The organism is Streptomyces sp. NPDC036764 (genome assembly GCF_055609385.1).
On sequence record NZ_JBVJPT010000010.1, the window covers coordinates 255000 to 268732 of the forward strand.

The 13733-nt window shown below is 74.2% G+C and carries 1 protein-coding gene; it reads right to left on the bottom strand.

Going from position 1 to position 13733, the window contains the following annotated elements; genetic code table 11:
• Window positions 1-20 precede the first annotated feature (20 nt).
• A complete protein-coding gene (locus ACZ69Q_RS31150; RefSeq protein ID WP_471048085.1) occupies window positions 21-13667 on the bottom strand; it encodes an SDR family NAD(P)-dependent oxidoreductase in 13647 nt (4548 codons plus the stop codon).
• Between the last annotated feature and the right edge of the window lie 66 nt (window positions 13668-13733).

The window sequence follows — 13733 nt, forward strand, 5'->3', positions numbered from 1 at the left end:
GTCCGCAGGTACCCGGAGCGTCATTGCCGACGCCAGGAGCGGAACGTCCTCAGGTGCTCCGGCGTGACCACCGTCTCCAGGTGGTCGTCGTCCTGATCGCCGCCGCCCAGTGCCGACAGCACTCGGCGGGCCGGGGTGTTGCGCGGCGTTCGTTCCGCTGTCAGCCGGATCTTGGTGCAGTGCAGCTCCTCGGCCCGGTCGGCGAGCCATTGCAGCAGGCGTTCCTCGACGCCCCGGCCGAGTGCGCGGCAGCTCATCAGCCAGGCCAGGACGTCGAGCAGGTCACCCTCGCGGCGCACGGCGAGGAGCCCGATCTGCCCGTAGTCGCCGAACCGGTCGCGGGCCGACGCCGTCCAGACCTCGCCGTGTTCGCGCCAGCGGGCCACGTCGCCGCCGTCGGCGGAGCGGGCACGCAGGGTGAACTGGTTGGTGCGGCGCACGAGTTGCTCGGCGCGCTGCACGTCGGTGTCGGACAGGGCCCGGACGTCGACCTGCAGTTCCAGCTCTGCCAGGAACTCCTCGAAACCGGCCTGCTCCCGGACGGCGTCCCGCTCCCGTTCCTGTGCGTAGAACCGCGCCCGCAGCGCGTCCTCGGCCGTCGCCGCTGCGGGGACCAGCGGCCACAACCGGTCGAGGAACTCGGGCAGTTCGCCGGTGGGCGGGCAGGTCACCGACAGCACCTGCGGCAGCGCGGCGCGCATCTTGGCGATCTCGGCCGGGTTGTCGTCGAGGAACAGGAAGCTGTCCAGGCCGAGGTTGAGTGTCCGTGCCGCCTCGGCAAGGCGGGTCGGCTTCGGTCCCCAGGCCGCCGAGAGCACGCTGAAGTGCTCCGCCTTGAGGGTGCTGTCCGGGCGGTCCAGTACGGCGCGGACGGTGTCCTCGTCGTTGTTGCTGACCAGCACCAGCAGTGCGCCCGCCGCGCGCCATTGGAGCAGCCGGCGTGCCAGCAGCGTTCGCGGGCCGGTCAGGTCCACGGCCTCGGGGCCGGTCTCGCCGGCCACACCGCCCCACAGGGTCTCGTCGCCGTCGACGGCGATCACCTTCGGCGCGGGGCGTCGTACGGCCCGGACGACCTCGGCGAGGCGCAGGGCGACGGCGGCCTGGAACTGGGGGGTGAACGGGAGGTGGGCCAGGTGTTCGGTGCGCTCGTCGAACGGTTCCTCGACGCGGTGGCGTCGGGTGAAGTCGTCGGGGCCGAGGACGGCGATGCCCGGCACGTCGCTCAGTTCGGCGGCGACCTCCCGTTCCCACCGGCTGAGCCGCTCCTCGGTCCGAGCCGCCGGCAGGACGCCGACGATCAGCGGCTTGCGGGTCTGCTCGGCGACCGCGCGCAGGGCGGCCGGGTAGGCGGTGCGCAGTTCGGCCAGCAACCGGTCGTCGAGCGGACCGAAGCGTTGCAGGTCTGTCGCCCGCAGCAGAACGACACCCGCACTCGTGGCCGGGTCGGCGAACACACCGGACGGGTCGCGCAGGGCGGGCAGGACGTGGTGGTACGGGGCCTCCACCACGCTCGTGACACTTCCGTCGCCCGCCGATGCGTCGATCGCCGTCTCGCACATCAGGGGCAGGTTGCCGAGGGCGAAGGTGGCGGCGAGGGCGAGCGAGGAGCTCTCAGCGGCGGGAGGCGTCGCGCGTACCGGGCCCGACGGGTCCTCGGCCGTCTCCGCGAGCAGACGCAGCAGTTCCTCGCCAAGCTCGATGGCCGTAGGTCCGTCCAGGATGTCGAGGTTGTGGTCGAGGCGGATCCGGCCCGCGTCCGGGGTCATGGTGATCATCAGGTCGAGATCGGAGTAGCCCGTCCCGGCCGGCAGCACCTCGAGCGCGGTGAGCCCGCGGGCCGCGCGGACGTAGTTGAAGTACACCTCCACCAGCGGCGCGTTCGGCCGGAACAGGCCCCCTCGGGCCAGCACCGGCAGCACGTCGGAGAACATCGCACCCTTGGTCAGCACCCTCTCCAGACGCCCGTCGGTGCGGCGCAGCACCTCCTCGACGCGCTCCTCGGCGTTCGCCTCGGCGGGGAAGGGCACGGGCACGCCGTAGAAGCCCAGCGCGTCGTAGGCGTCGGCGTGGATGCGGGTGTCCACGGGCACGGCGAGGACGAAGCGTTCACGCTCGCGCCTTCTGGCCAGCAGGACGGTCAGGGCGCCCAGGCAGAACGCGGCGGGCGTCACGGCCAGGCGGCTCGCGGCGGCCGATATCCGCTCCATGAGCCCGTCGGGGATCGGCACGGTGACGCTGCCGGCGCGGTAGGAGCGGCTCTGCGGGCGCGGTCCGCTCAGGGTCAGGTCGAGGCGTGCGCTGTCCTTGAACGCCGCGCGCCAATCCGCCGCGTCGATGCTCGCGTCGGCCTGCTCGTCGGTCCGCTGGGCCTCGATCAGCAGGCGGACGTCGCGGTTGGTGACGGTGTCGCCGAGCGTGTCACCCGACAGTTCGGCGTCGATCTCGCCGGCCACCAGCAGCAGCGACTGGAGATCGCTGACGGCGTGGTGGGCGCCGTAGACCAGGATCTGCCCGCGTTCGCCGCCGTCCAGCAGCTCGAATCGCCACAGGGGCGGGGCGGCGAGGTCGAACGCCGGCTCCAGGAGCTCGCGCAGCCGGTCGGCGGCGTCGAGGGCGGTGCCGTCCGCGACGACCGTCCATCGCAGCGGCGGCTCGGTCAGGGCGCGGTCCACCCGTATCTGCCGTCCGCCCTCGGCGGCGGGGACGATGGCGGTGCGCAGGGCCGCGTGCCGTGCTGTCAGGCGGGTGAGGATGCCGGTGAGCGTCTCGCGGGTGGCCGGCGTGGTCAGGCGTACCGCCAGACCGACCGCGTGGGCCGCGTCGGGCATGCCGGGCTGGGCGCTGCGCAGCAGTCGTACGACATCGCGCGTGGCGGGGTACGTCTCGGTCTCCGGGACCTCGGTGTCGCGCTCCGTGTCGTCCACCGCCGCCGCCTCCCGCTCGGGCAGTGCCGTGCCCAGTGTCTGGGCGAGTCCGCGGATGTCCGCGGCCGAGAAGACGGTGGCGGCGGGGAGTTCGACGCCGAGTTCGCGGGCGAAGGCGTTGCGCAGACGCACCAGCATGAGGGAGTCGAGGCCGAGTTCCTTCAGGGCGGTGGTCGCCGACACCTGGACCGAGCCGCCGGAGACCTCGCCGACCCTGGCGCGCACGTACGCCTCCAGGCGTGCGGTGCGCTCGGTGTCGGTCGTCGCCGCGAACACCTTCTGGACCAGGTCGTCCGAGCCGGGCGTGCCGGTCGGGACGGTGACCAGATCGGCCAGGATCGGGCGGGTGCGGGCGGCGTCGGGATCGAGCGCCAGCATCTCCCGGTCCAGGGCCAGCGGCGCGAGCTGGCGGCGGCCCGTGGTGAGCACCCGCTCGAACAGCTCGCCGCCGTCCTGCGCGGAGAACGCGACCAGGCCGGAGCGCGCGGTCTCCGCCTCGCGAGTGCCGGACTCGGACACCATGCCGACGCCCGACCAGGCACCCCAGTCCAGGCTCAGCGCCCGCCGGTCCGTGCGGGACAGGTGGTGGGCCCAGGCGTCGAGGAAGGCGTTGGCGGCCGAGTACGGGCTCTGTCCGGCCGAGCCGAGCAGCCCGGCCGCCGACGCGAACAGGACGAAATCCGCCGCGTCCGGGGTCAGTTCGGTGAGCAGGGCGGTGCCCAGGACCTTGGGAGCGAGGACGCGCAGGACGCGCTCGTCGGTCAGGTTGGCGATGGTGGCGTCGTCCAGGACACCGGCCGCGTGCACGACCCCGGCGATGGGCCCGAGTTCATGGCGTACGGCGTCCAGGGCCGCCGTCAGAGCGGCGCGGTCGGCGACGTCCGCGCGGGCCATGTGCACGGTCACGCCCCGCTCTTCGAGCTGCCGGATCCAGGCCGGCGCGTCGGCGCCGGGCGCACCGCGGCTCATCAGGGCCAGCCGCCTGGCGCCCCGGCGGACCAGCCGCTCGGCGACGACCCTCCCGAGACCGCCCAGACCACCGGTGATCAGGTACACGCCGTCCGGGGAGGTCGTGCCGTGTCCGGCGTCGTCGGCGCGGGTGCGGGTCAGCCGGGGTACCAGGCGCTCGGCCCCGCGCAGCGCCACGAGCCGTTCGTCGTCCGCGTGCCGGAGCTCGGTCCACAGGGCGTCGGCGCCCTCGGTCGACGGGAGGTCGACGAGGGTGGTCCTCAGCTCCGGGTATTCCTGCGCCACCGTGAGGCCGAAGCCCCAGCCGAGCGCCTGCTGAGGGTGCGTCACCTGCGTGCTGTCACCGGCCGCCTGGCTGCCGCGCACGACGACGAAGAGGCGGGGTGCCGCGCCCTGCGTGCGGTCGGCGAGCGTGCGCACCAGGTGCAGGGTGCTCAGGCAGCAGAGGCGGGCCGCTTCCTCGGCCGTGCGGTCGTCCTCGACGGCGGGCGCGTCCAGAGCCGTCATCTGCACGACTCGCGCGGGCGGTTCGCTCGCGAAGGACTCGTCGAGCAGGCGGGCCAGGTGCCCCGGGTCGGCCGGGTCGAGGACGTAGCGCCCGGGGCCCTCGACGGCGAAGGACTCGCCGCGGCGGGCGATCACGTACGGCACCGAGGTGCCCAGCCGCTCGACCAGGTCGGCCGCCGCGCCGGACTCGTCGGCGAGAATCAGCCAACTCCCCTGCGTGGGCGGCTCGTTGGCGAGGGGACGGGACTGCCAGCGGGTCTCGAAGAGCGCCCCGTCCAGCGGGGAGAGCGCGGCCAGCCGGAACTCCTGCGCCTCCAGGATCAGTTGATCGTTGTCGTCGTACAGGCGAAGGTCCACTGTCGCGCCGTCGCCCGACACGGATCGCAGCTCGCACGCCACCCACACGGGGGTGGTGCGCAGCCCGCTGTGGCGGAGGCGGCCGACTCCGGCGGGCACGAACGCCCTTCCCTGGGGCGCGTCGCCGGGCAGCGCGGCCGTGTGGAAGGCGGCGTCGAGGACGGCCGGGTGGAGCAGATGACCGGCGGCGGGCCTCTCGGCGAGCCGGGCGAGGCCGGCGGACCGGGTGCGGTGGCCCGACTCCAGGCCGCGGAAGGCGGGGCCGTACTCGATGCCGAGGGATGCGAGCGCGCCGTAGACGGACGGCAGGTCGACCTGCTCGGTGCAGCGTTCCCGCAGCGCGGACAGCGGCTCGGCCGGCTCGGCGGTGGCGGCGGGGCTGATCGCGATGCGTCCGGTGACGTGACGTTCCCAGGTCTTGGACCGTTCGCCGGCGACCGGTGCCGAGGCGATGGTGAAGTCCCGTACGCCGTCGACGGCGGGGCGCAGGACCAGTTGGAGCCGCGTCGGCCGGGTCTCGTCCAGGCGCAGCGGCTGGAGGAACCGGACGTCGGCGAGCCGTACGTCGTCGCCGTCCTGTACCGCGGACGCGGCCTCCAGCGCCATGCCGAGGAAGGCCGCGCCGGGCAGCCACACCTCGCCGGTCACGCGGTGGTCGGTCAGATAGGCGAAGCGGCTGTCGCGCAGGTCCACCTCGCTCTGGAAGAGGTGGCGGTCGGCTTCGTCGCTGGCCTCGACGTGCGTGCCCAACAGCGGGGAGGCACCGGTCGCCGTGGCCGGGGCGGGGGCGAGCCAGTGCCGTTCGCGGGCGAAGGCGTAGGTCGGCAGGTCGACGCGGCGTCCCGCCGGGAACAGCGTCGGCCAGTCGGGGGTGTGGCCGGCCGTGTACAACTCGCCCAGCCTGCCGAGCAGTACGTCCCTGCCGCCACGCTGGCGGCGCAGCGACCCGACGCTCACCGCGTCGATCCCGGCTTCGGCCGCCACCGCCTCGATGGACGAGCCCAGCGAGGGGTGCGGGCTGAGCTCGACGAAGTAGCGGTAGCCGTCGTCCAGCATGCGGCGGACGGTGTCCGCGAAGCGCACTGGTTCACTGAGGTTGGCGTACCAGTACGCGGGGTCCAGACGGTCGCCCGGCACCGGTTCGGCCAGCACCGTCGAGTACAGCGGGGTCGGGGTCGGCGTGCCGTGGACGGCGGAGAGGTGGTCGAGGAGTTCGTCGCGCAGGGGGGCCATCAGCGGGGTGTGCGAGGCGAACGGCGTCGACAGCGAGCGGGCTTCGATGCCCTGCTCGTCGAGGCTGCGGCGCAGCTCGGCCAGGGCGTCGGAGTCGCCCGAAACCGCTGTGGAGTGCGGGCTGTTGACGGCGGCGACGAACAGTCGGCCGGCGTACGGGGAGAGGAGTTCCGCCACCCGGGGGTGCGGCAGGTCCAGGGACAGCATGCCGCCCTTGCCCGCGACGGGTACGACCGCCTGGGCACGGCCGGTCACCACGGCGACGGCGTCGTCCAGGGTGAGCGCGCCGGCGGTGTACGCGGCGGCGATCTCGCCCAGGCTGTGCCCGGTCACGGCGTCCGGGGTGACGCCGAGGGAGCGCCACGCGGCGGTCAGCGCCGCGTTAACGGCGAACAGGGTCGGCTGCAGGTACTCGGTGCGCTCCAGCGGGGAGAACTCCTCCGGCGCCCGCAGCGCGTTGAGCACCGACCAGCCGACCTGCCGCTGTACGGTTTCGTCGATCCGCGTCAGCTCCTCGTCGAACGCCTCCGACTCCCCCATCAGGTCGAGCCCCATGCCGGGCCACTGGCCACCGTGTCCGGCGTAGACGAAGGCGACCTTGCCCGTCTGCTCCTCCCTTAGCGTCGGCAGCGGGATCCGTCCGGCCGCCAACTCACCCAGCACGGACCGCAGTTCGTCCCGGTCCTCGGCCACGACCGCCGCCCGCCGTTCGAGGTGACTGCGGTGGCGGGCCAGCGTGTAGGCGACGTCCGGTGCTTCGGCGGCAGGGTCGCCGGCGAGGGCGTGCGCCAGTGCGGCGGCCTGCCCGCGCAGGCCGGTCTCGCTGCGGCCGGACAGGACGAACAGGTGCTTTCCGGAAGGCAGTTCAGTGCCCGGCGATCCGGCCGCGGGTTCGGCTTCCTCCACGATCACATGCGCGTTGGTGCCGCTGATCCCGAACGCGCTCACGCCCGCACGCCGGATCCGCTCCGCCGACGCGGGCCAGGCGATCTGCTCCCGCAGCAGATGCAGTCCGCTGTCCGCCCAGTCGACGTGCCGGCTGGGCGTCTCGGCGTGCAGGGTGCGCGGCAGGGCCTGGTGGCGCAGGGACTGCACGACCTTGATGAGACCGACCACGCCCGAGGCGGCCTGGGTGTGACCCACGTTGGACTTCAGTGAGCCGAGGTACAGCGGGCGTCCCTCGGTGCGCGAGCCGCCGAAGACCTCGGTGAGGGCGTTCGCCTCGATCGGGTCGCCCAGGGTCGTGCCCGTGCCGTGCGCCTCGACGAAGTCGATGTCGTCGGGCCGCAGCCCCGACTGCTCCAGGGCGCGTCGGATCACCTGCTCCTGCGCGGGCCCGTTCGGCGCGGACAGGCCCTGGCTGCGGCCGTCCTGGTTGACGGCGGTGCCGCGCACCACGGCCAGGATCCGGTCGCCGTCGCGCCGCGCGTCGCTCAGTCGCTTCAGTACGACCATCCCGGCGCCCTCGGCCCAGATGGCCCCGTCGGCGGCGTCGGAGAAGGAACGGCAGCGCCCGGTCGGGGACAGGCCCCGCAACCGGCTGAACTCGACGAAGGTCTGCGGCGTGACCATCAGCGTGACACCGCCGGCGAGCGCCAGATCACACTCGCCCGCGCGCAGCGCCTGCGCCGCCAGATGGACGGCGACCAGCGACGACGAGCAAGCGGTGTCCACCGTGAGCGCGGGCCCGTTCAGGCCGAGCGTGTAGGCGAGCCGGCCCGAGGCCACGCTGAGGGCGGACCCGGTGCCGACGTACCCGTCGAGCTGGTCGAGCCGGGAGCCGGACAGGTAGTCACTGCCGAACATTCCGACGTACACGCCGGTGCTGCTGCCCGCCAGGTCGGCCGGCACGATGCCGGCGCGCTCCAGGGACTCCCAGGCCGTCTCCAGCAGCAGGCGCTGCTGCGGGTCCATGGCCGCGGCTTCCTTCGGGGTGATGCCGAAGAAGCCGGCGTCGAAGGACTCGATGTCGTCCAGGAAGCCGCCCTCGCGGGCGTAGGACTTGCCGAGTGCGTCCGGGTCCGGGTCGTACAGCGATTCGACGTCCCACCGCGCCGCGGGGAAGGGCCCGACCGCGTCCCGGCCCTCCGCGACCAGTCGCCACAGGCCCTCCGGGTCGTGGACGCCGCCGGGCAGACGGCAGGCCATGGCGACGAGGGCCACCGGCTCGTCCGAGGACGTCGTGGTCGTCGGCGCGGCCTTGCGGCTCGTACGCCCCGCTGTCGCCAGGGCGTTGCCCAGCAGGTGTTCGGCCAGGCGGGCCGGCGTGGGGTGGTCGAAGAGCAGCGTGGCGGGGAGCTTGGTGCCGATGCGGGTGCTGATGCGGTTGCGCAGGTCGACGGCCGTGACCGAGTCCATGCCGAGGTCGCGCAGCGGCTGGTCGGGGCGGACGGACTCCGCGGAGCGCAGACCGAGCGCGTGGGCCGCCTCCTCGCGGACCAGCGCGAGGACGCGCGTGGCACGTTCGGGTTCCGGCAGCCCGGCCAGCCGGTCGGCCAGGGTGCGGCTGCCGGGCCGGGCGGGGTGGGCCGCGGGGAGCAGGGAGCGCCACAGTGCGCCGGAGGGCGCGGCGGCCCGCAGCCGGGGCAGGTCCAGCGCCCAGGCGACCAGGTGGGCGGCGTCGCGGCGCAGGCACAGCGCGGTCAGGTCCCGGCCCTGGTCGGGGGTGAGCGCCCGGTGTCCGAGGCGGGCCATCCGCGCCAGGTCGGCATGTTCGGCGGCGAGCCCCTCTCCCGCCCAGGCGCCGAAGGAGACCGAGACCGCGGGCAGGCCGAGGGCGCGGCGGCGGTGGGCCAACTGGTCCAGGAAGAGGTTGGCGGCGGCGTAGTTGGCCTGGCCCGCGTTGCCGACGACGCCCGCCGCGGAGGAGACCAGCAGGAAGAGGTCGAGCGGGCGGTCGGCGGTGAGCCGGTGCAGGTGGGCGGCGCCGTCGACCTTGGGGCGCAGCACCCGTGCGAGGCGCTCGGGATGCAGCTCGGCGACCACGCCGTCGTCGAGGATCCCCGCGCAGTGCACGACACCGCGCAGCGGTGCCTCGTCGCCGATGCGGTCCAGTAGGTCGGCCAGGGCCGCCGCGTCGGCCACGTCGCACGCGGTGACCTCGATCTCGGCGCCGAATGCCGCGAGTTCGGCGGTGGCTTCGGCCGCTCGGGGGTCGTCGCCGCCTTGACGGGACGTCAGCAGGAGGCGAGGGACACCGTGCTCGGCGAGCATACGGGCGATGTGACGGCCGACCGCGCCGAGGCCGCCGGTGATGAGGACGGTTCCGTCGGTGGGGATGCGTGCGGGGCTCTCGGGAGGCACGGGACGGGCGCGTACCAGGCGGGGGGCGAGCAACTGCCCCTCGCGCAGCGCGAGTTCCGGCTCGTCATGTGCCGCGGCGGAGAGGAGCGGGGGTTCGTCACCGTCGAGGTCGAGCAGGGTCAGCCCGAGCTCCGGGTGCTCCGTACGGGCGCTGCGGGCCAGTCCCCACAGCACCGACTGAGCAAACCCGGGGACGCTGTCGCCATCGGCGGCTGCGACCGCTCCGCGGGTCACCCAGAGGGTGCGCGCGGGGGCCTCGTCCGGTGGGAGGGCGATCAGCGCCTGCAGTTCGGCGAGGGCCTGCGCCGCCAACTCGTGTGCTTCGGCGGCGGGTTCGGAGCCCACGGAAGGCCAGAATCGTACGACTGTGTCGGCTCCGATGTCGCCGACTTGGACACCCGACGCGCGCAGGCCGGCCGCGGCCGCCGCCGCGTCCTCCCCCTCGCCGGCGACGGCCCACACCTCGCCGGGCGGTATACCGGCAGGCTCATCCGCGACGGCCGTCCACGCCACCTCGTACAGATGGCGCCCGTTCTCCGACCCGCTGTTCAGGTCGGCCGGGTCGACGGCCCGCAGGCGTACGCCCTCCAGGCGGCCGGCCAGGAAGCCGTCGGCGTCCCAAAGAGTGACGTCCAGGGTGAGGTCCGTGGCGTCGTTTCCGGAGCTGTCCGTCCGGCGTATGGAGGCCGTCAGGTCCGTCGCGCCACCGGGCGGCAGGACACAGCGGGCCACGGCGACCGGCAGCAACACGCGCCGGTCGGACCCGTCGAAGGCGGCGGCCGCCTGGAGGGCGGCGTCGAGGAGCGCCGGGTGCACCGGGTAGGGGTCGGCGGCGTCACGGGCGACGGACGGCAGCGCGAGGCGGGCCAGCAGGGTTCCGGCGGCGGTCGCGGTGGCCTGTCGTACGCCCTGGAAGGCGGGCCCGTAGCCGAGGCCGAGCTCGCTGAGACGCTCGTAGGTGTCGTCGTGCCACGCCGGTTCGGCCGTTTCGGGCCAGGTCGGCGGCTGGTCGTCCGGCGTGTCGGCCGGGTCGGCCGCGGAGGCGGTGGCGTGCAGGGTCCAGTCCGTGGCGTCCTGGCCGCGTGGACGGCTGTGGACCGTGATCTCCGGTGCGGTCCCGGCGGTGACCACCTCGACGGACACCTCGACCGTGCCGGTGGCGGGCAGTGTGAGGGGGGCCAGGAGGAGCAGGCCGGTGATGTCGGCGGCGATGTCGGGGCGGGCCACGGCGAGCGCGGCGCGGCACAGCTCCATCAGGGTGGTGCCGGAGACGACGGTCCGGCCGAAGACGGTGTGGTCGGGCAGCCAGTCGGCGGTGGCCGGGGACCACTCGTTGCGGAAGGTCCAGCGGGTCTCGTCCGCCGACTGGAGCTGGATACCGAGCAACGGATGCGCGGCGCGGTCGAAGAGGCCGGGTGCGGCGGCGGAGGCCGCGGGCTCGATCCAGTGACGCTGCTCGTCCCAGGCGTAGGTCGGCAGGTCGGCCCAGGTGGCGGGCGGGACCGTGCGGCGCCAGTCGATCCGCCGCCCGTGGACGTGGAGTTCGGCGGCGGCGCGGTCCAGGCAGGCGGGGCCGTCCTCGTCCCGGCGCAGCGATCCGACCGCGATCAGATCCTCGTCGACGGTGCGCAGGGCGGTGAGCAGCGACGGGTGCGGGGCGAGTTCGACGAAGCAGCGGTAGCCGTCGGCGACCATGCGCTCGACGGTCGGCGCGAACCGTACGGGTTCGCGCAGGTTGGTGTACCAGTAGTCGGCTTCGAGTTCCTCGGTGACCGGTTCGCCCGTGACGGTGGAGTACCAGGCGACCGACGTGGGGTAGGTGGTGACGCCCTCGAGTTCGTCCAGGATCGTGGTGCGGACGGTCTCGACCTGGGTGCTGTGGGAGGCGTAGTCGACGTCGAGGCGGCGGACGAAGACCTGCTGTCGGTCGAGGTCGGTGAGCAGGGCTTCCACCGCGTCGACGGCACCGGCGATCACGGTCGAGCGGCCGCTGTTGACGGCTGCCACGCTGATCCTGCCGTCGTGGGCGGCGAGTTGTGCCTCGACGTCGGTGTGCGGCAGGGCGACGACGGCCATGGTGCCGGTGCCGGACAGCTCCGTCAGGGCCTGGCTGCGCAGGGCGACCACCGCGGCGGCGTCGTTGAGGCTGAGCGCCCCGGCGACGCACGCGGCGGCGACCTCGCCCTGACTGTGCCCGACGACGGCGTCCGGGCGGATGCCGCGAGCCCGCCACACGGCGGCCAGCGACACCATCACGGCGAACAGCACCGGCTGGACGACGTCGACGCGGTCCAGGGCCGGTGCGCCCGCGTCGCCCCGCAGCACGGACGTCACCGACCATTCGGTGAACGGGCGCAGGGCGGCGTCGCAGCGGTCGAGTTCGTCGGCGAACACCGGGTCGCGGTCGAGCAGATCGCGTGCCATGCCGGGCCACTGGGATCCCTGGCCGGGGAAGACGAACGCCACCTTGCCGGTGGGGGCGACCTGTTGGGGCCCGGCGGTCCGGTCGGGATCGGGCCGGTCCTCGGCGAGTGCGTGCAGCGCGCTGAGCAGTTCGTCGCGGTCACCCGCCTGGACGACGGCCCGCTGCTCGAAGTGGGTGCGGTGGTGGGCGAGGGTCGCGGCCACGGCCGGGAGCGGCAGCTCCGGCTGCCGTTCGAGGGTTCGGAGCAGGCGGTCGGCCTGGGACCGCAGGGCGGGCAGGGTGCGGGCCGACAGCGGAAAGAGGGTCGTGCCGGGGAGGGCCGCGGGCGGGCGGGGCTCGTCCTCGGGGGCCTCCTCCAGCACCACGTGTGCGTTGGTGCCGCTGATCCCGAAGGCGCTGACGCCGGCGCGGCGCACCCGTTCCGGGTCCCGTGGCCAGGCATGGGCGTCGCCCAGTACGCGCAGGCCGCCGTGCGCCCAGTCGATGTGCTCGGTCGGGGTGCCGGCGTGCAGGGACGCGGGTATCCGCTCGTGCTGGAGCGCCAGTACGGTCTTGATGACGCCGGCGATGCCCGCGGCGGCCTGGGTGTGGCCGATGTTGGACTTGAGGGAGCCGACGCCGAGCGGGCGGTCGGCGGGACGGCCGGGGCCGAAGACTGCGGACAGGGCGCGGCCCTCGATGGGGTCGCCCAGCGGGGTGCCGGTGCCGTGTGCCTCGATGTGGTCGAGGTCGTGCGGCTGGAGCCCGGCCGCGTCGAGGGCGGCGCGCAGCACGCGTTCCTGTGCGGGGCCGTTGGGGGCGCTCAGGCCCTGGCTGCGGCCGTCCTGGTTGATCGCCGAGCCCTTGACGACCGCGAGCACCCGGTCGCCGTCGCGGCGTGCGTCCGCCAGCCGCTTCAGCAGCACCATGCCGCAGCCCTCGGCCCACACCACGCCGTCGGCGTCCGCCGAGAAGGGGCTGCATCGCCCCGACGGCGACAGCCCGCGCAGCCTGCTGAACTCGACGTGCCCGCGCGGCGTCACCAGCAGCGTCGCACCGCCGGCCAGCGCGAGGTCGCACTCCCCGCCCGCGAGGGCGCGCGCCGCCAGATGCAGGGCGACGAGGGAGGACGAGCAGGCGGTGTCGACGGTGACCGCAGGGCCCTGGAGGCCGAGCGTGTAGGCGAGCCGGCCGGATGCCACGCTGGACGCGGAGCCGGTGCCGACGTGCCCGTCGAGCTGGTCCAGGGCGGCCGAGGCGAGGTAGCCGCTGTCGTACAGGCCGATGTAGACGCCCGTGGAGCTGCCGTTGAGCGTCTCCGGGACGATGCCGGCCCGCTCGATCGCCTCCCAGCCGGTCGTCAGGAGCAGCCGCTGCTGGGGGTCCACGGCGGCGGCCTCGCGCGGCGAGATCCCGAAGAAGGCCGCGTCGAAACGGTCGATGCCGGAGAGGTAGCCGCCGCGCAGGGAGTACGCCTTGCCGGTCGCCTCGGGGTCGGGATCGTGGAGCCCTTGCGTGTCCCAACGGCCCGCCGGCACCTCGGTGACGGCGTCCTCGCCCGCGGCCAGCAGCCGCCACAACCCCTCGGGGTCGTCGGCGCCGCCGGGGAGACGGCAGGCCATCGAGATGATGGCGATGTCGTCGTCGGGCTGCCTGGGCGCCCCGCCCGGCGGAGCGGGCGCGGGGGCGGGCGGATCGGCGAACACTGCCTCCGCGAGTGCCGCGATGGTGGGGTGGTTGAACACCAGGGACGGGTCCAGGGTCCGGCCGGTCGACGCGGACAGCTCGGCCGCCAGGGTCACCAACTGCCGTGATCCCAGTCCGAATTCGGCGATCGGCCGGTCCGGGTCGACGGCCGGCAGATCCAGCCCGGCCGCCTCGGCGACGGCCGACTCCAGCCAGGCCCGCACGCCCTCCGGAGTGGTCAGGGAAGGCTCGGGGGACTGCTTCGGGGACTCGTGCGCAGGCATCTAGACAGGTGTCCTCGTGGATTCGGGCGAAGAGCGGGGCGGCTGCCGTACGACCCATGGGGCTCG